This window comes from Pedobacter zeae (genome assembly GCF_014196715.1).
Classification (GTDB): domain Bacteria; phylum Bacteroidota; class Bacteroidia; order Sphingobacteriales; family Sphingobacteriaceae; genus Pedobacter; species Pedobacter zeae.
Map to the genome: position 1 here is coordinate 327,798 of NZ_JACIEF010000004.1, position 18,408 is coordinate 346,205.

Annotated in this window: 17 protein-coding genes; all 17 read left to right on the forward strand. The window is 37.6% G+C overall.

The genetic code is table 11. The features are described 5' to 3' along the window. Positions 1 to 38: 38 nt before the first annotated feature. Positions 39 to 1,097, forward strand: a complete 1,059-nt coding sequence (locus GGQ60_RS20095) for a COX15/CtaA family protein (protein ID WP_183767762.1) — start codon at positions 39 to 41, stop codon at positions 1,095 to 1,097. 11 nt (positions 1,098 to 1,108) lie between these two features. Continuing rightward, a complete protein-coding gene (cyoE, locus tag GGQ60_RS20100; RefSeq protein WP_183767764.1) occupies positions 1,109 to 2,017 on the forward strand; it encodes a heme o synthase in 909 nt (302 codons plus the stop codon). A 3-nt stretch (positions 2,018 to 2,020) separates the two neighbouring features. Next, positions 2,021 to 2,599 (forward strand): cytochrome c oxidase subunit 3, encoded by a 579-nt coding sequence (locus GGQ60_RS20105; protein WP_229685169.1) that lies wholly within the window; start codon positions 2,021 to 2,023, stop codon positions 2,597 to 2,599. Positions 2,600 to 2,630: 31 nt separating this feature from the next. Beyond that, positions 2,631 to 3,344 carry a cytochrome c oxidase subunit 3 gene (locus GGQ60_RS20110; protein WP_113947728.1) on the forward strand — a complete coding sequence of 238 codons (714 nt, stop codon included), beginning with the start codon at positions 2,631 to 2,633 and terminating at the stop codon, positions 3,342 to 3,344. A 25-nt stretch (positions 3,345 to 3,369) separates the two neighbouring features. Further along, the gene (locus tag GGQ60_RS20115; protein WP_183767766.1) at positions 3,370 to 3,723 is read left to right on the forward strand and encodes a cytochrome C oxidase subunit IV family protein; all 354 of its coding nucleotides are present in this window, start codon (positions 3,370 to 3,372) and stop codon (positions 3,721 to 3,723) included. Next, positions 3,723 to 4,418: an SCO family protein gene (locus GGQ60_RS20120; RefSeq protein WP_183767768.1), complete on the forward strand. Its 696-nt coding sequence runs from the start codon at positions 3,723 to 3,725 to the stop codon at positions 4,416 to 4,418. Before GGQ60_RS20115 ends, GGQ60_RS20120 begins: the two co-directional genes overlap by 1 nt. 85 nt (positions 4,419 to 4,503) lie before the next feature. Further along, positions 4,504 to 5,046, forward strand: coding sequence for a DUF420 domain-containing protein (locus GGQ60_RS20125; protein WP_183767770.1), 543 nt, complete (start codon positions 4,504 to 4,506; stop codon positions 5,044 to 5,046). 220 nt (positions 5,047 to 5,266) lie between these two features. Beyond that, a complete protein-coding gene (locus GGQ60_RS20130; RefSeq protein WP_183767772.1) occupies positions 5,267 to 5,866 on the forward strand; it encodes an RNA polymerase sigma-70 factor in 600 nt (199 codons plus the stop codon). A gap of 61 nt (positions 5,867 to 5,927) precedes the next feature. Next, on the forward strand, positions 5,928 to 7,088 hold the full coding sequence (locus tag GGQ60_RS20135) for a FecR family protein (RefSeq protein ID WP_183767774.1): 1,161 nt from the start codon (positions 5,928 to 5,930) through the stop codon (positions 7,086 to 7,088). 339 nt (positions 7,089 to 7,427) lie between these two features. Next, positions 7,428 to 11,054, forward strand: coding sequence for a SusC/RagA family TonB-linked outer membrane protein (locus GGQ60_RS20140; protein WP_229685170.1), 3,627 nt, complete (start codon positions 7,428 to 7,430; stop codon positions 11,052 to 11,054). Positions 11,055 to 11,065: 11 nt separating this feature from the next. Beyond that, complete coding sequence (locus GGQ60_RS20145) at positions 11,066 to 12,544, forward strand: RagB/SusD family nutrient uptake outer membrane protein (protein WP_183767776.1); 1,479 nt, start codon at positions 11,066 to 11,068, stop codon at positions 12,542 to 12,544. A gap of 12 nt (positions 12,545 to 12,556) precedes the next feature. Next, positions 12,557 to 13,948: a substrate import-associated zinc metallohydrolase lipoprotein gene (locus GGQ60_RS20150; protein WP_183767778.1), complete on the forward strand. Its 1,392-nt coding sequence runs from the start codon at positions 12,557 to 12,559 to the stop codon at positions 13,946 to 13,948. A gap of 12 nt (positions 13,949 to 13,960) precedes the next feature. Next, on the forward strand, positions 13,961 to 15,310 hold the full coding sequence (locus GGQ60_RS20155) for a DUF4302 domain-containing protein (protein WP_183767780.1): 1,350 nt from the start codon (positions 13,961 to 13,963) through the stop codon (positions 15,308 to 15,310). 101 nt (positions 15,311 to 15,411) lie between these two features. After that, a complete protein-coding gene (locus GGQ60_RS20160) occupies positions 15,412 to 15,684 on the forward strand; it encodes a CAMCR motif-containing small membrane protein (protein WP_183767782.1) in 273 nt (90 codons plus the stop codon). 4 nt (positions 15,685 to 15,688) lie between these two features. Then, positions 15,689 to 16,084 (forward strand): DUF983 domain-containing protein, encoded by a 396-nt coding sequence (locus GGQ60_RS20165; RefSeq protein WP_183767784.1) that lies wholly within the window; start codon positions 15,689 to 15,691, stop codon positions 16,082 to 16,084. 265 nt (positions 16,085 to 16,349) lie between these two features. Next, on the forward strand, positions 16,350 to 17,012 hold the full coding sequence (locus GGQ60_RS20170) for a DUF2461 domain-containing protein (RefSeq protein WP_183767786.1): 663 nt from the start codon (positions 16,350 to 16,352) through the stop codon (positions 17,010 to 17,012). Positions 17,013 to 17,137: 125 nt separating this feature from the next. Continuing rightward, positions 17,138 to 17,977, forward strand: a complete 840-nt coding sequence (locus GGQ60_RS20175) for an OmpA/MotB family protein (RefSeq protein WP_183767788.1) — start codon at positions 17,138 to 17,140, stop codon at positions 17,975 to 17,977. Positions 17,978 to 18,408: the final 431 nt, after the last annotated feature.

Sequence of the window (18,408 nt, forward strand, 5' to 3'; positions counted from 1 at the left end):
TCTGCTTATCCGGATACCCTTTTCATCTTAATAGTGATATGGTCAGCAGATCAGAACAACGTTTCATTAGTATAAATCTTATAACCATCATCGTTACATTGCTGGTTATACTTGCCGGAGGTATTGTACGCAGTACGGGATCTGGCATGGGCTGTCCGGATTGGCCTAAATGTTTCGACCGTTATATTCCGCCAACCGATGTATCGCAGCTTCCCGCCAACTATAAAGAAAAATATGTAGCGGGCAGGTTAAAAAAGAACGAAAAATTTGCCAAATACCTCGAAAGCATGGGGAAAGTTGCCCTTGCGGATAGTATCAGGCACGATAAAAGCATTACCATACCAGAGGAGTTTAATCCTGCAAAAACCTGGACCGAATACATTAACCGTTTAGTTGGCGTAGCAGCTGGAATATTCCTGTTCCTAACCATGGTTTATTCATTTACTTTCCGTAAAAAGGCCAAACGCATTATTGTATTAAGTATCCTGAATCTATTTGTGGTAGGTTACCAGGGTTGGTTAGGCTCTATTGTGGTATCAACCAACCTCACGCAGTGGGTTGTTACCGTACACATGCTTTTGGCATTGGTTATTCTGGCCATATCCATATATACCTATAATTATGCCAAGCAACTCAATAAGGCACCTTCGGTAATTATGTACCGGATATTGTGGTTAAAAGGTTTCTTGTTCTTTACACTGCTGATCAGCATTATTCAGATTGTATTGGGAACAGATGTAAGGGAAGCGATAGACGGAGTAGCGAAAGAACTCGCTTATGGCAGTAAACATACCTGGCTTTCGAAGGCAGGATCCGTATTTTCTTACCACCGAGACCTGGCGATTTTGGTAGTGGTAACCAATGCGATTGTATATAAAATGGTAATAGACCGTTTTAGTGGTAAGGCAGCACCATTGTTAACGGCACGGTTTATTCTCATTACGCTTTTAGTGCAATTATTAAGTGGTTTCGCATTGGCTTACATTGCTTTTCCACCGGCAGCGCAGGCAGTGCACATCCTGTTCTCGACGTTGCTATTTAGTTTACAATTTTATCTGTACCTGTTGGTTTACCGTACAAGTACGTATAAACAATAATATTAAGGGAATTGAAACAATATATTTCAGATTTTTCTAAACTTATCAAATTCAGGCTATCGTTTACGGTAGTGTTTTCTGCATCGATTTCTTTCTTGATCGGTCAGAAAATGCAGGTAGGCAGAGGTCATATCCCTACTATCGACTGGGGGAACTGGCTGATCTTAATTGCCGGCGGATTTTTAGTTACCGCGGCAGCAAACTGTTTTAACGAGATTATAGAAAAAGACCTGGATAAACTCATGTCGCGTACAAAAGACCGCCCAATGCCGGCCGGTAGAATGACTACCGGACAAGGTTTGATACTGGGCGTTTTTATGAGCTTTTTAGGAACCTGGCTGTTGGGAAAATTAAACCTTGAAACAGGGCTTTTATCTGTATTTTCGATTTTATTATATGCATTTGCTTATACGCCTTTAAAAAGAAAATCGCCAATTGCTGTTTTTGTAGGAGCCATTCCTGGTGCATTGCCACCACTTATTGGGTATCTGGCTGCTTTCGGAAGCTTAAAAGCTGAAATGTTCCATGAAATTGATTATCATATTGCCGGTATTTTATTCCTGATCCAGTTTGTATGGCAGTTTCCACATTTTTGGTCGATTGCCTGGGTATTGGATGATGATTATAAAAAAGCAGGCTTCAGGTTGCTACCAACAAAAAAAAGAGACAAAACTTCGGCCTTGCTTACATTTTTAAGTACGCTGATTTTAATCCCTGTGAGTTTATTGCCAACCATTTATGGCTTTGGTGGTTATTATATCGCAGGTTTATCACTAGTAGCCGGATTAATATTTAGCTGGTTGGCTTTTAAACTTTTAATGAACAGAGAATTAAGTGATGCAAAGAAAGTGATGTTCTGTTCGTTTTTTTACATCCCTGCTGTACAGCTGGGTTTATTATTAAATTTTATAGCAAAATAACTTATGGATATCGCAATGGAAAAATTCCAGGATACATTTGATCCCAAACCCAGAAAGTTTATTGTTTGGCTATTTGTAGTATCATCTACGATTATGTTCGGGGGCTTTACCAGTTATTACCTGGTATTTGCAGCATCTAAAGGCAAGGGGCATGGTTTAGTGCTTCCTGACGCTTTTATTTACTCGAGCATAGTGATTATTGCCAGCAGTATTACCTTATTTTTAGCTTCTAAAGCATTAAAAAAACTAAACTTCGGCTTACAACGTAACCTGCTTTGGGTTACCGTTATATTGGCCATTGTTTTTGGTGTGATGCAGTTTAATGCATGGGGAAGCATGGTAAGAACGGGTGCTACCCTGGTGGGTAACAACGCTGCCATTTCTTTTATTTATGTGGTATCGGGTATACACTTATTACACATTATTGCTGGTGTTGGCCTTATTATTAATGCATTAGCCGGTAGCTATAAGAATATTCCTCCCGCTAAAAGCCAGTATAGAATGGAAATTGCTTCTATTTTTTGGCATTTTATAGATATATTATGGATATATCTGTATGTTTTTTTACTTTTGAACCGTTAAATTTGTTAACAAACTATTATACTATTTCCAAATGAATGCAGTATCACAATTAGATCAAGTTAAAACCGGGCCATGGAATGGTGGTCGTTCTCCGTGGTCGGTAGAATATGGTAAAATCATGATGTGGTTTTTCCTTTTGTCAGATGCTTTTACCTTTTCTTCTTTATTGATCTACTATGGCGCTCAGCGTTTTTCTAAATTAACATGGCCAGCTCCGGATAAAGTTTTCCAATCTATCCCTGGTGTAATGGAACATGGTGCTCCACTGGTATTCGTAGGGATCATGACATTTATCCTGATCATGAGTTCAGTTACCATGGTATTGGCTGTAGAAGCCGGACACAGGCGTTCTAAAAAAGAAGTAATTGGCTGGATGATAGCAACCATCATCGGTGGTTTCATGTTCTTAGGCTGTCAGGCAATTGAGTGGACTCACTTACACCATGATGGTTTCTGGTGGGGACATATCCCTTCTGCTGAAGAATTGAAACACTTTTTCAATAAACCTGAAGATGTATCGTTAATTGCGTCACAACAATTTGCAAACTTATTCTTCACCATTACAGGTTTCCACGGTTTCCACGTATTTAGTGGTGTAATCATTAATATCATTATCCTGATCATGACCATTAACGGAACTTTCGAAAAACGTGGTCATTATTTAATGGTAGAAAAAGTGGGTTTATACTGGCACTTTGTAGATTTAGTATGGGTGTTTGTATTTACATTCTTCTATTTGGTTTAATTTATCATATTATAAAAATATTTTTATGTCAGAGCACTCACATACAACAGAAGGTCACGGACACGATGAGCACGCAGGTTTATCAAAAGGTAAAATCTGGAAAGTTTTTGGTATCCTTTTATTAATCACGGTAATTGAGTTTATCATTGCGTTGGTATTGATCCCTAAAGGATTGATGACCCAGCACATCGGTAACTATGTTTATATTGTGTTAACTTTATTGAAAGCATTTTATATCGTAGCGTATTTTATGCACTTAAAATATGAGAAACTGGGCTTGCAGCTTTCATTAACCGTATCGTTCATTTTTATTATTTACTTTATTGTTTTAATGTTAACAGAAGGTGGATTTTTAAATCTGCACATGCTACACCATTAATGAAAAGAAGCCCGATAAAAAAGGTATTAATCCTGGTAAGCATTTTAGCTATACCGGGATTTTTATTTTTTTACATATTGCCGCACTTTGCAAAAAACAGATATAAAAGTTTACCCATCTTTGGAAAAAAAGCAGTTGCCTCCACATTCCATAGTGTTAAGGGAAAGAAAATACCGGATACGATTTATCACCAGGTTCCGGATTTTAAACTGATTAACCAACATCACGATACCATCAGCTGGAAATCGCTGGAAAATAAAATTGTGGTATTTAACCTGTTCTATTCTGGTGCCGGTAGCCAACAGACCAACAAATACATTAAACAGTTATCTGATAGCTATGAACAAAAGCCATTGGTTAAATTTTTAAGTCTGTCTGTAGATCCTGCTGATAAAAGTAAATTGACAGCTATTGCGAAAGGCTTTAAGGCCAAGGAAGGCAAATGGGATTTCCTGGCCGGCGATACTGTACAAACTTATCCTTTGATTAAAGAAGGCTTATTGCTTGATGTGCTTGAAGATGACAGCAAAGAAAAACCAAGCTTTATTTTTGGTAATAAGATCCTGCTCATCGATAATCTTCACCGTATCCGTGGTATTTATGATGCCGATAATGCTGAAGCCAATGCCAGGTTGGAAGACGAGATCAAAGTACTCATTGCCGAATACCTGAGAAACGTTAAAGACGGCAGGTAGGTTAGTTTGGAGCTGTGAGTCCATAATTTGGAGTTCAAAGTTTACAGACGAATAGAATAATTAAATAAATTGATTAAAAATACTCATGGAAAATAGCCCAATAGAGAAGAAATATAACAAGTGGATTATTATTTTATCCATTTTTATTCCTGTTGCCGTAGCCTTTTTGTTTGTTGTAAAACTAAAAGATCTTGGAATTGATGCACCAACGCTTCCGTTCCTGCCTCCTATATATGCGACCATTAATGGCATAACAGCCGTATTATTGGTCATTGCAGTTTGGGCAATTAAAAATGGAAAAATCGTTCTGCACCAAAATTTAATGAAAACGGCCATTGGCTGCTCACTTTTGTTTTTGGTGATGTACATTGCTTACCATATGACTACTCCTTCTACCAAATTTGGTGGTGATGGTATGGCAAAATATATCTATTTTTTTATCCTTTTAACGCATATATTGCTTTCAATAGCAATTATTCCATTGGTTTTGGTTAGTTATGTGAGGGCAATTGCCGAACGATTTGATCAACACAGGAAAATTGCAAAAATTACGTTTCCGCTATGGCTTTATGTGGCCATTACCGGTGTTGTGGTTTACCTGATGATTTCGCCGTATTATCAATATTAGGAAATTTAAAAGCATTATCCAGAAGTATAAACGAAGCCTTATTTTTAAAATTAAGGCTTTTTATTTTTTATATATTTTTTAGCGCGTAAAATTTCTTAATCAGTATATTTGGTTATAAAGTTATATTAAGGTTAAACTAAATAGTTTTAGTTTTCCATCTCTGTTATCTATCTGATAAATTCAGAAAATGAAATACATGGCGGTTATGATGAACTAACTTATGGCAGTAAGTAATATGGATAAAGAACGGGCCCTGATTGATAAGATAGTAGAGGGTGATGAACAGGCTTTTTCGGTACTGTTCTTCAAATACCTGTCCGTACTCCAGTTGTTTGCCGCAAAATTTACAAAATCCGACGATGCTGCCGAAGAAATTATCCAGGATGCTTTTTTAAGGGTATGGTTAAACCGCGATAAACTGGCTGAAGTAGATAATGTAAAAGCCTATCTGTATAAATATGTTTCCAACGAGTGCTTAAGTTACCTTCGTAAAAAATTAAAAGAAGATAGAGTTGTAGATGCATTTACAGCCAGGCAACAGGATAGCCATAACAATACCATCGAAACGATTAATCTAAACGAAGTAACTAAAATTATAGCTATTGCAGTTGAAAAATTACCTGATCAACGCAGAAATATATATCAATTAAGTAGACGTGATGGTAAAACCATACCTGAAATTGCGGAATTATTAAATATTTCGCCCAATACGGTTAAAAACGCCCTTGTAATTGCGTTAAAATCAATACGCATTCATCTTGATCAGCATGGGATTGTATTCTTTTTCCCAATTATTTGCTTCTTTTTAAAAATAAAATAAAAAAAAGTGAAATCCCGATAGTCCTAATTTTATTTTACTGCTTCTTAATATCAGAATCTTTATGGAGGAACGTATACATTATTTATTACAACAGTTTACAACTAAGAAACTAAGTCAAGCTGAAAGAGAAGAACTTTTGGCTTTGGCTGTTGACAATAATTCACTGCTTTCAGACGAAATTGTGAAAATGATTATTGCTGAAGAGGAGCATGCTGCTGATGTTGTTGATGAAAAGTGGAATAGCGTTCTGAATAAAATTCTGACGGTAGATAAACCGGCACGGTCGCCTAAACGGGTTTTAATGAAAAGCTTAAAATGGGCGGCAGCGGCAGTTGTTTTTATTGTGTTTTCGGTTACGGCTTATATCTCTTTACAGAAGAAGAAAGAGCATGTTTTTGCAACTGATGTGGCTCCGGGGAAAAATAAAGCCATTTTAACTTTGGCAGATGGGAAAAAGATTTCACTTTCTGATGCTTTAACAGGCGATGTTGCCAAGGAAGCGGGCTTCTCGATTACTAAAACGGCAGACGGCCAGCTGGTATATAATATTGATGAATCAGAAAGCGTTGACGATACCAGGGTAAATACCATCGCAACCCCTAATGGTGGCGAGTGGCAGATCCGTTTACCAGATGGAACGAAAGTGTGGCTAAATGCAGCCTCATCCATGCAGTATGGTTTAAACATAGGCAAAGCAAAGCAGCGGATGGTTAAACTTGATGGCGAAGCCTATTTTGAAGTAGCCAAAGATAATGCACGGCCCTTTATTGTTGAAACGGATAAACAATTGGTTGAGGTATTGGGTACTCATTTCAATATCAATAGTTACCACGATGAAATTGTAACCAAAACCACCCTTTTAGAAGGAAGTGTTCGTGTGCTGCATAAGAGTACCAATGAAACCGAAATATTGAAACCGGGCGATCAATCTATTGTATCTGCTTCAGGCATTGACGTAAAAGAAGCCGATGTGGATGAAGCCATTGCCTGGAAGGAAGGTTATTTCAAATTTAACAACGAAAAACACGCCAGTATTTTACGCAAATTGGCCCGGTGGTATAATGTGGAAGTAGAATATGCCGATCCGCAGGCAAAAAATGTAATATACTATGGAACAGTAAGCCGTTTTGAGAAAATATCAAAAGTTTTAACCAAACTGGAGCAAACCGGACAGGTTCGTTTCGATATAAAAGGTAACAAAATTATTGTTCATAAGGAATAAAGAAAAAAGATGGCGGACTAACTAACCGCTATCTCTAAAAATAAACAACTAATTAATCAACCCTAACCTAACAAATGATGAATAAACTTCGACAATACATCTGACGATTCAATGCTGGATAAATAAAAAAGGAGTGCTGGGAACACCCCTTTTATATCTGTTTGGCTATTCCGGAAATCGGAACCGATTAAAAATCAATTATTTATTGGATAACCGCGAAACGCTATTTGGCGTCTAAACTTTATTGCGTTCCGCACAAAAACAGACTATTAAATGTACAAAATTTATATTAGAATTTTATGTACGCATCGACGCTACATACCTAAATTGCTATTTATTATGAAGTTAGTTACGGTCATTTTGCTTGCCTCATTAATGCAGGTAAGTGCAGCTTCATTTGGCCAGCTGGTTACATTAAAAGAAAAAAATGTAACGCTCGAAAAAATGTTCCGCGAAATTAGATTGCAATCTGGTTATGATGTACTGCTCTCTACCAATAAAATTAGCAGTACCACTACATTTAATGCGAATTTTAATAATTCGACTATTGAGGAAGTGATGGCAAAAATTATTGCTGGAAATGATTTAACTTATACCATTGAGGATAAAACCATTTTAATTAAGCCCAAAGAAAAATCGCTAATCGACAAAGTGATTGGGTATTTTGTAGCGGTAAAGGTTTCGGGTAAGGTACGCGATAAAAGTGGTACGGCCCTTCCTGGTGTAAGTGTTAGAGAAAAAGGTGCAGCTAATGCAGTATCTACCAATGCATCGGGCGATTATACTATCTCTGTTAAAGAGGGTGCCGTTTTAACCTTTAGTTACATTGGTTATAAAACACTCGAAATTCCAATTGGTGCTAAAACCATTATCAATGTTACTTTGGAAGAAGATGCTGCCCAGCTTAATGAGGTAAATGTGGTATCAACAGGTTACCAACAGTTGGACCGAAAATTATTTACAGGTTCTTCAACCTTGGTTAAGGCGGAAGATTCACAACGTAATGGTGTGCCAGATATTAGTAGAATGTTGGAAGGTCAGGTTGCCGGTGTTTCTGTACAGAACGTATCAGGTACTTTTGGTGCAGCTCCTAAAATTCGCGTACGTGGTGCTACTTCTATTTCTGGAGATAATAAACCGCTTTGGGTGGTGGATGGAATTATTTTGGAAGATGTGGTAAACATCTCAAATGACGCTCTATCTACAGGAGATGCAAATACACTGATCGGCTCATCTGTTGCGGGTTTAAACCCTGATGATATTGAAAGTTTTAATATTTTAAAGGATGCTGCTGCAACAGCTATGTATGGTGCACGGGCAATGAACGGTGTAATTGTTGTTACTACTAAAAAAGGCCGTCAAACGGAAGGAGCTCCACGAATCAGTTACACCACCAATTTAACTACTTATTTAAAACCCAATTACTCTCAATATGATATTCTAAATTCTGCAGATCAAATGTCTGTGATGCTAGAACTGGAGAACAAAGGATACTTTCAACAAACTTCCACGAAAACAGCAAACGTTGGTCCATTTGGTAAAATGTACGATGCATTGTACAATTATGACGCAGCGACGAATACTTATCAACTAAGAAACGACGTGATTAGCAGAACCAAATTTTTAGAGAGATACGCCAATGCTAATACTGATTGGTTTGATGTTTTGTTTAAGAATTCTTTACTTCAAGAACACTCTCTGAGTGTGAGTTCTGGTACAGAAAAATTCCAAACCTATGCCTCTACATCTTATTTACATGATAGTGGCCAAACATTGGGAAACGAAGTTGACCGTTTTACCGGTAATTTTAGGATAAATTTTAAGCTGAGTGATAAATTTAGTGGAGAATTATTGGCCAATGGCTCTGTTAGGGATCAGCGTGCTCCAGGTACATTGACCAGAACTTCAGATCCTGTTTATGGTAAGTTTTCACGAGATTTTGATATCAACCCTTACTCATATGCACTAAATACAAGCAGGGCGGTAACAGCTTACAATACGGACGGAAGTTTAGAATATTTCAACAGAGGATTTGCTCCATTTAATATTATTAATGAATTAGAAAATAATTATTTATCGTTAGGGCAGATAGACTTTAAAATACAAGGTGGTATTAAATATAAAATTATACCGAGTTTAACCTATTCGATAGATGGTGCTTACCGATTTGCTAAAACAGATCGCCAGCATTATATTAAAGAAAATTCAAATATGGCTCAAGTTTTTAGAGCTGGGGCACAAGATCCAACGGTTTTAGGCAGTAATCCTTTTTTATATCAGAATCCCGATGACTTCTCGGCATATCCAATTGTGGTCCTTCCTGAAGGAGGATTCTATAACGTAAATTATGATAACCTGAAGAACTATTATTTTAGACAAAATTTAGAATTTGATAAAACCATTAATGAAGTGCACAAATTAAACTTTTTTGGTTCAATGGAGGCACGTTATATTGACAGGCAGACATCAAGATTTGACGGAGTTGGATATCAATATGATAATGGGGGCATAGTAAATGCAAATTACTACTATTTCAAAAAAGCACAAGAAGCTGCAGCACCTTATTACGCCATGAGTGTTGGAGCTGATCGTTTTGCTTCCTTTGCATTGAGGGGAGCTTATGCCTATAAAGACAAATACAGTTTTAATGCTACCACACGTTATGATGGTTCTAATTTAATGGGTAAGAGCAGGACCGCAAGATGGTTGCCTACCTGGAACGTTTCAGGAGCATGGAATATCGAGGAGGAAAGCTTTTGGCCTAAAAATGATTATTTAACTTCCGCCAGAATCAGGGGTACTTATGGTTTAGTAGCAAATTTAGGTAATGCAAATAACTCGGCTGCTGTGTTTTATAACCAACTTTCAAGAAGACCTTACGATAATGAAAAAGAAACGGTTACTTATATTTCAGGTCTGGCTAACGATGAGCTAACATGGGAAAAACTAAAAGAAGCAAATATTGGTGCCGATTTATCTTTAATAAAAGGTAGAATCAATTTAACAGTAGATTTATACAAAAGAAATATTTACGATTTAATTGGTGAAATAAAAACTTCTGGCATCGGCGGACAGTTTACTAAAACTGCGAATTACGCCAAAATGAAATCGAAGGGTATTGAATTTACTTTAGCAGGTAATGCAATCAATAAAGATGATTTTAGGTGGAGAACCCAATTTAACTTTGCATTTAATAAAAATGAGATTACATCATTAGAAGTAAATCCACAAATATTTAACCTGGTTGATGACAATGGTGCTGCCACACTTGGCCATGCTCAGGCTGGTTTATATTCTATACAGTTTTCAGGCTTAGATCACAATTACGGGTATCCTTATTATGTTGACGACAAAGGCAATAAAAATACTTATGTTAATCTTCAAAGTGATAAAATTGGATACTTAAAGTATGAAGGTCCTATAGATCCAACCTTTACTGGTGGTTTTTACAATCAGTTTAGGTATAAAGGATTTAGCCTTTCGGCATTATTTACCTTTGCAGCTGGTAATTACATTCGTTTAGCACAAACATTCTCATCAACTTATCCCGATTTATACTCCATGTCTAAATCGATGTTAAACAGATGGATACAGTCGGGGGATGAAGCATTCACAAATGTGCCGGCTTTGTTAGACCCTTATACCTCAGCCAGGATTATTAAAGATGCAGATGGAGCTACTTTAAATGCTGTATATCCTTATAACTTATATAATTTTTCGAGCGAAAGGGTGGCTAAAGGCGATTTCATCAGGTTTAAGCAAATATCTTTGACCTACGATATCCCGAAAAAAATAGCTGCTAAGCTACGCATGTCTAATGCATCAGTATCATTAATTGGGAATAACATTGCCCTGTTATATTCAGATAAGCGTTTGAATGGCCAAGACCCTGAGTTTTTTGGTAATGGCGGTGTTGCATTGCCAATTCCTAAACAATATACATTTTCACTTAAAGTTGGATTTTAAATAGTAAGAACATGAAAATAAAGATATCGATATATTCAGTTTTAGGGATGTGTTTATTATTAAGCACACAGGGCTGTAATAAATATTTAGATAAGGAACCTGATAATAGAACGGAAATTAATTCGGTTGAGAAAGTAGCGCAATTGGTCGCAACGGCTTATCCGCAATATGATTATTACACTTTTACCGAAGCAGCTTCAGATAATGCGGAAGATAAAGGAAATGGCGTAGGAACTATTGATGACGTTTCCACTTTGCCATATTTTTGGAAAGATGTAATTGGCGATGATACAGGTACATCAACCAATTACTGGAATGGTTGCTATTCTGGTATTGCTGCTGCAAACCAGGCTTTAGAGGCTATCGAGAAGAATAATTTTGGTGCTGCAGCCCTTCCTTACAAGGGCGAGGCATTAGTTGCAAGAGCTTACGCGCACTTTATGTTGGTTACATTTTTCGCTAAAGAATATGTAATTGGTGGAGCGAATGATTCTCCTGGAATTCCATATGTAACCGCTCCGGAAACTAAAGTTATTCAACAATATGACAGGGGTACGGTGCAATCTACTTATGAAAAAATTGAAAAGGATTTAACTGAAGGGTTAGCTCTATTGTCTGCCACAGCATATAAAGTGCCAAAATACCACTTCACTCCAGCAGCGGGTCATGCTTTTGCCAGCCGGTTCTATTTATTTAAAGGTGAGTGGCAAAAAGTAATAGATCATGCTAATGCAGTTACGGTAGGTGGAGATTATACAGGTATTGTTAGGCCAATCAATACAACCCTTTCTGCATTAAGCACTGCAGATTACAGGGCTGCTTTTACTAGATCTGACCAAAAATATAATCTCTTGCTGGCTAATCAGTACTCTGTTTATCAAAGATTAACCAGTCCAAGGTATGGTTATGGTGCAAACCTGGTTAAAATGTTCGCCGCTGGTGGTGTTTATGGTAATATAACAGGCAAGGCTTATGCCAATAAAATTCTTAGTTATGGCGTTCCCAATTATACTACCTATAAATATTATGAATACTTTTTCTTAACTGACCAGGTTGCCCAAATCGGCTACCCATATCTAATGGCTCCGCTCTTAACAACTGACGAAGCATTATTAAATCGGGCTGAAGCTTATGCCAAGTTAAGCCAATATGAAAATGCTTTAAAGGATGCCAATCTTATTTTGGCGAATACCGTGAGAAGTTATACTGCCTCTGATGCTGCTACCCAGACTAAAGTGGCAACGTTTTATAATACTGCGGATCCGAAAGAAGGAATTATTAAGTTGATCTTAGATATTAAAAAAGCACAATTTTTACAGGAGGGCATGAGGTGGATGGACATTGTTAGAAATCACCTTCCGGTAAAGCATAATCTTTTCGATGCTAGCGGTGTAGAAACAATTGTTACGTTAGAAGCTAACGATAATAGGCGTGTTTTCCAAATTCCGGAGCAGGCTAAACTATCAGGTGTTCCATTAAATCCAAGATAAAATATAATTATTATGAAAAAGAATATATTTAAGACTTTGAGCTTTATTGCTCTTCTTGGTATGATGATTTCGTGCCGGAAAGAAGATCCGTTAAATGTTGATCTGACTAAGTATAATATAGATAATCCTGTAGCCAATACGGATTTAGATTTGTGGCTAAAAACAACGTTTTTGGATGAATATAATATGGATGTAATTTACCGTTACAGCAGGTATTATTATGACAATGATAAAAATGTTGCTCCAAGTAACATAGCAAGTGTCAGGCCTCAAATGCAAACTGTATTAGACGGTTTTATTTTGCCCTATCGCAAAATAGCAGGAGTTGCATTTATTAAAAAGAATGTACCGAAAGAGTGGGTAATGTATGGTTCCGGTGCTTACCAAACCGATGGATCAATGATATTGGCCACAGCATCTGCAGGTAGGCGTGTAACCATTTATGACATCAATAACTTTAATGTAAATGATGCTTCTCTGGTTGTTGGTAAACTAAAAACCATTCATCATGAGTTTACGCACATTTTGAATCAACTTGTGCCGATGCCGGCTGATTTTCAGAATATTACCAAGTCTACTTATAATGCTACCTGGACAACAGTTTCGGATGCTACAGCCAGAGATAATGGGTATGTTACGCCTTATGCTTCGAGCGAACCTGTTGAGGATTTTGCTGAAGTGACCTCCCATTTATTAGTATTTGGACAGGCATGGTTTGATGCGCGTGCAAATGCATCAACAGCCGTTGGTAAAGCTGCATTGAAGGCAAAAGAAGCAAGTGTTGTGCAGTATTTTACTGTAAATCTTGGGGTTGATTTTAGAAAACTTCAGCAGGAAATCCAGAATGTTGTAAGAAACCAATACAAATATACTCAAGCTAGTTTCCCATATTGGTTAGGACAAAACCTTTTTAAAACCATGACTATTAATTTAGCTACTGATCAGGTTTATGCGAACTACGGTATATCGGATGATTTCAAGGCAGTTCACCAGGCAACAGTTTCTGGTATAGCGGCAATTGGTGGAGCAAACCGGAGATTAAATTATATCCGATTGGATTTTCCAACTGCAGCAACTGCTGTATTGTATGTTAATTATTCTAATAGTGCTGGTACCGTTTTAGAAGCAAAATATGCACTAAATGTAGCGTTAACTGTTGCTACTGGACAAACCAAATTTACAAATGGTACTGCAGGAGGTACGGATGCCCCATGGGTTGGTAATGCAACTGTATTAAAGCCAGGCGTACAGCCCTTATTAGACTATCTTCTGAACAATACTTTTGTAGCCAGTTGGATGCCGGCATCAATTAATGCAGATAATTTTAATAGTTACGGTGGCTTTTATGTTAGTGGAACTCCAACTAACTATTTCTATGGCGCATTAGGACAAGTAACCTTATAAGACTTTATCATTATGAAAAAAATATTTTATTTGTTCTGCTTGACTTTGGTGATTCTGGCAGGATGTAAAAAATCAGATTTTGAATCTAATTTTGAAAAAAGCCCTGAAGAAAGAATGGCAGATGCCATTGCTTTAGTGAATAATACACTAACTTCAGCTCCAAATGGTTGGATAGCAACATTGCCGACCTCTGCAGGAGGTGGTTATGGTTTCTATATGAATTTTAATGTCAACCAAAAAGTAACTATGTATAGTGATATTTCAGATGCGGGTGCCTCAACAGGCGCCGAATCAACTTACAGGGTTACCACTGGCAGTGGAGCAATGTTGGCTTTTGATACCTATAACTTCATCTCAATGCTTCAAGATCCAAAATCGTCGGTACTTGGTGGGGTGCAGGGAAGTGGGTTTTCATCAGATGTTGAATTTACCTACGTGCGATCAACTGCTGATAGTTTAATTATGGTTGGTCGTCAGTTTCGTCAGCCATTATTATTAGTTAAAGCTACTGCAGCTCAAAAAGCAGCGTTTCTTGCCGGGGAATATAAAACAGCAATTGACAAGTTTAAATCATTCTTCTCTACTATAAAATATCCTTATATCGAAATCGTTTCTGGTAGTGCCACATTAAAAGCTGGCATTGCAGTTAATGTTACTAATAATATGACTGCGGGAAAAAGAGTGAGTTTTACTGGTGTACTTGAAGATAATAAAACTGTGTTAGGCGGTAACTCTAAATTTGCATTTACACTGGCAGGAGCTGATTTATTAGGTAATGGACTGGTGTATAATGGAATTAAATTTGTGAGATTTGCCTGGAAAGATGGAACAACTCTGGCTGTATATGATTCAACCGGGAAAGAATACATAGTAAAGAGTAGCCCTACGCCACTTACTCCACTTTATTTATTGATCGGTGCAGGATATACCTTAGTTACAGTTCCGAATGCAACAACCTATGCAGGTTGGGGAGCCGATTATGTTACCAGAAGGGCTACAGCCGCATCAGCTATGTTAAATGGAGGTTATGCATTGCGACTAGAGCAAATGGCATATACCTTTAATAATACAACTAAAAAGTTAACCTTAAAAGTAAATATGCCCCAAAATTCTACTCTGTATGTGGGTACGATAAACTATACTTACACCAGAACCGATGACGGTGTATTTAAGTTTACTTATGTAGACGCAGATGGAAACGGTGCCATTATTGTTCCTTTCATGGCAGCTTTGTTAGGACAAAGATTAAATGTAGATACTTTCACTGTTGATTATCTTACAGATCCGGTAACTGGCGGTTTGTTTGCACAATTTAAAAGTGTACAAAATCCAACCTTTACATTTTCTGGGGTCTTACAATAAATTTTAGAATTAACTCTCCATAAGCCTCCGAAAATTTCGGGGGCTTTTTTATGACATAATTTTTAAACCCCTCCGGCCGTTTATTCATATATTTGTACATCATGAAGAAAAAAGTATTTTTTATCCTGTTGGTATTGGTATTTGCTTTTGCGCTGGCCCCAAATGTTAATGCACAATGTGCCATGTGCAGTATTAATGCCGAGCAGGGGGTTAAAAACGGCAACACACAAACCGCAGGTTTAAATACGGGTGTTCTTTATCTTTTATCTGTTCCTTATTTAATGGCCATTATTGTAGGTGTAGTGTGGTATAAAAAATACCGTAAAAAAAATATCCACCTCAACATGCGTAAAGAGCCTATTAATCTAAATTAACCGTATGCGTGGGCAAACGTCAAAGCTTTATGCCATTGTGCATTGCAAATGCCCGCATTGCCGCAGGGGCGACATTTTTACAGGCAGTATGTATGGCTGGAATATTCAGCACACCAAAGAAATCTGCGGGCATTGCGCGCAACGTATAGAAATAGAGCCTGGTTATTTTTATGCAGCGATGTACGTAAGTTATGCCATGAATGTGATCGAAATGCTGGTAGCCAGCTTGATCACTTATCTCATTTTCGGACCACTTACCGATGCCACTTTCTGGCATTACCTCATCGTAATTTTTACAGGCTGTTTTGTCCTGTATCCCTTTAATTACCGATATTCGAGGATAATATTACTTCATGTTTTATCGCCAAATATTAAGTATAAGCCGTATTACGATAAATAGGTTAACTGTTTAAATTGTATAAATCGGTTAACTGTTGGTTTGGCGATTAGCGAGAATGAACCAATGATCAGTGAGCCATTATTAAGTTTGATTGGGCGTTTGGAGTTGAGAGTAGCTAAAAGGTAAACAATTAATCAGTATACAGTTTTTAGTTGGCAGTTTACAATTAAGCAATTCAACAATAGCAATATCTAAGCACTGCGCTAACCAATGAACCAATGAACTAATGACGAATGAACCAATGATCAGTTAACCATAAAACTGTATGTTAAAAAAAGAAACCTTAAAGTTTATAAAAGATGTAGCGGAGAATAACAACCGCGAATGGTTTGCAGCTAACAAAGATGTTTACGAAACAGCAAAAGCCGATGTATTGGCACTGGTAGCTAAGTTAATTCCTGAATTGGCCAAGGTAGACCCATTACTATCGGCAGAAGCTGATCCGAAAAAAAGCCTGTTGCGCATTTACCGTGATGTGCGTTTCAGTAAGAATAAAGATCCCTATAAAAATAACTTCGGTATCTGGTTTTCGGCAAAAAGCAAGGGAGGGAACGAGCCTGGTTATTACCTGCATATCCAACCGGGTAAAAGCTTTATTGCCGGCGGCTACTGGATGCCGGAGGCGCCACATTTAAAACTCATCCGGCAGGAAATTGATTATAATATAGGCGATTTTAAAGAAATTATCAACGGAAAGGATTTTAAGAAAAACTTTAAACTAGGCTTTGATAATTCGCTTAAAAACGCCCCGAAGGGCTATGATCCTGAAGACCCTAATATCGAATTTTTAAAGCTGAAAAGCTTCGAAGCCATTACAAAAATCGACGATGAAGAATTTTTTAAACCGAACCTCGTTAATAAGTTGATAAGTTCTTTTAAAACAGTTCAGCCTTTAGTTGCATTTTTACGAAATGCGATTGAGCAGTAATTAAATAATAATCAATGACCAAATAGCAATAACCAGGCAGCAATAATCAATAACAATTTTCAAACATAATAACCTCTCGATACTTGCTACTTAACACTTGCTAATAAACTCTTGAAACTTTAAACATGAAAAATACCTTTCTTGCCTTTGCCGTTCTCCTCTTTATTTCTTCGTTCACCTCCTGCGTGGTATTATCACCCAAAAAGTATAAGGCTTTATTGGGAACCAAAGATTCGCTTTATACCGCCTTTAACGAAAGTCTGATTAAAATAGAAAACCTCGAAAAAGAAGTGGCAAGACTGAAAAAGGATACCACATTAATGGCCGAGGAACTGCGCGATCTGCAAAGCAGTTATAACACCGTTGATGCGAATTACAAAAAGCTTAAGAGCAACTCGTCAACAGAAATTACCAAGTTATCAGGCGATCTGGCCGCACGCGAAAAACGTTTAAAAGAAGTAGAAGAAGTATTGCGCAAACGCGATGAAGCCACCAATGCATTGAAAGAAAAACTTCAGCAGGCTTTATTGGGCTTTACCAAAAGCGGCTTAACCGTAGAGATTAAAAACGGTAAGGTATACGTTTCGCTAACTGATAAACTTTTATTCCCGTCAGGCAGTATCATTATCGATGAAAAAGGAAAACAGGCTTTAACCCAGTTGGCAAAAGTGTTGAAACAGCAGCCCGAAATCAATATTGCGGTAGAAGGACATACCGATAACCAGAAAATAAATAATTTAGGACAGATAAAAGACAACTGGGATCTAAGTGTGCTTAGGGCGACTTCAGTGGTACGTTATTTAACCGAGAACGAAAAAGTAGAGAGCGTAAGGATGACAGCCACCGGTAAAGGCGAATTCCAGCCGCTGGGTAGCAATGCAAATGCCGATGGCAGAAGCAAAAACAGGAGAATCGAAATCGTGCTTTCGCCAAGGCTGGATGAGCTTTATAACCTAATTAAATAACAGTAATAGGTAATAAGGAGTGTGTCTTGCTGCTGTACGCAGAACTCCAGATTAAACCTATCGGTTGGTGTCTGGCCGACCGAAATGCATCGCTATGGTTGGTATTCTCACGTACCAGGCCAGGATAAGGAAATGAGGGGTTTGTAATCCGCTTTCGTTTATAGTCCTCTTCCGATGAAAAAACCAGGATGCGGGCTATTCCGTTCAATCGGGTTTAGGAATAAGGGTTTCTGTACGGTGCAAACCTAAAAATGAATGCTGCTTAACACAAGCACTACGCTCCAAATTTGAAAAGTATTTTATTATGAGGAAATAAGGGGCTTGTGATTTTGGGAATGAAGCGCTGTCTTAAATCCAGGTTACCATCCCGAACTAACATCATAACAGTGCCTTTCGATATGTTATTAAATCTGGTTGATTTAACTTTTGAT

What these genes read in the sequence shown, in the direction of transcription:
- GGQ60_RS20095 (WP_183767762.1), top strand. Translation starts at nt 39, where the DNA reads ATGGTCAGCAGATCAGAACAACGTTTCATTAGTATAAATCTTATAACC.
- GGQ60_RS20105 (WP_229685169.1), top strand. Translation starts at nt 2,021, where the DNA reads ATGGATATCGCAATGGAAAAATTCCAGGATACATTTGATCCCAAACCC.
- GGQ60_RS20110 (WP_113947728.1), top strand. Translation starts at nt 2,631, where the DNA reads ATGAATGCAGTATCACAATTAGATCAAGTTAAAACCGGGCCATGGAAT.
- GGQ60_RS20115 (WP_183767766.1), top strand. Translation starts at nt 3,370, where the DNA reads ATGTCAGAGCACTCACATACAACAGAAGGTCACGGACACGATGAGCAC.
- GGQ60_RS20120 (WP_183767768.1), top strand. Translation starts at nt 3,723, where the DNA reads ATGAAAAGAAGCCCGATAAAAAAGGTATTAATCCTGGTAAGCATTTTA.
- GGQ60_RS20125 (WP_183767770.1), top strand. Translation starts at nt 4,504, where the DNA reads ATGGAAAATAGCCCAATAGAGAAGAAATATAACAAGTGGATTATTATT.
- GGQ60_RS20130 (WP_183767772.1), top strand. Translation starts at nt 5,267, where the DNA reads ATGGCAGTAAGTAATATGGATAAAGAACGGGCCCTGATTGATAAGATA.
- GGQ60_RS20135 (WP_183767774.1), top strand. Translation starts at nt 5,928, where the DNA reads ATGGAGGAACGTATACATTATTTATTACAACAGTTTACAACTAAGAAA.
- GGQ60_RS20140 (WP_229685170.1), top strand. Translation starts at nt 7,428, where the DNA reads ATGAAGTTAGTTACGGTCATTTTGCTTGCCTCATTAATGCAGGTAAGT.
- GGQ60_RS20145 (WP_183767776.1), top strand. Translation starts at nt 11,066, where the DNA reads ATGAAAATAAAGATATCGATATATTCAGTTTTAGGGATGTGTTTATTA.
- GGQ60_RS20150 (WP_183767778.1), top strand. Translation starts at nt 12,557, where the DNA reads ATGAAAAAGAATATATTTAAGACTTTGAGCTTTATTGCTCTTCTTGGT.
- GGQ60_RS20155 (WP_183767780.1), top strand. Translation starts at nt 13,961, where the DNA reads ATGAAAAAAATATTTTATTTGTTCTGCTTGACTTTGGTGATTCTGGCA.
- GGQ60_RS20160 (WP_183767782.1), top strand. Translation starts at nt 15,412, where the DNA reads ATGAAGAAAAAAGTATTTTTTATCCTGTTGGTATTGGTATTTGCTTTT.
- GGQ60_RS20165 (WP_183767784.1), top strand. Translation starts at nt 15,689, where the DNA reads ATGCGTGGGCAAACGTCAAAGCTTTATGCCATTGTGCATTGCAAATGC.
- GGQ60_RS20170 (WP_183767786.1), top strand. Translation starts at nt 16,350, where the DNA reads ATGTTAAAAAAAGAAACCTTAAAGTTTATAAAAGATGTAGCGGAGAAT.
- GGQ60_RS20175 (WP_183767788.1), top strand. Translation starts at nt 17,138, where the DNA reads ATGAAAAATACCTTTCTTGCCTTTGCCGTTCTCCTCTTTATTTCTTCG.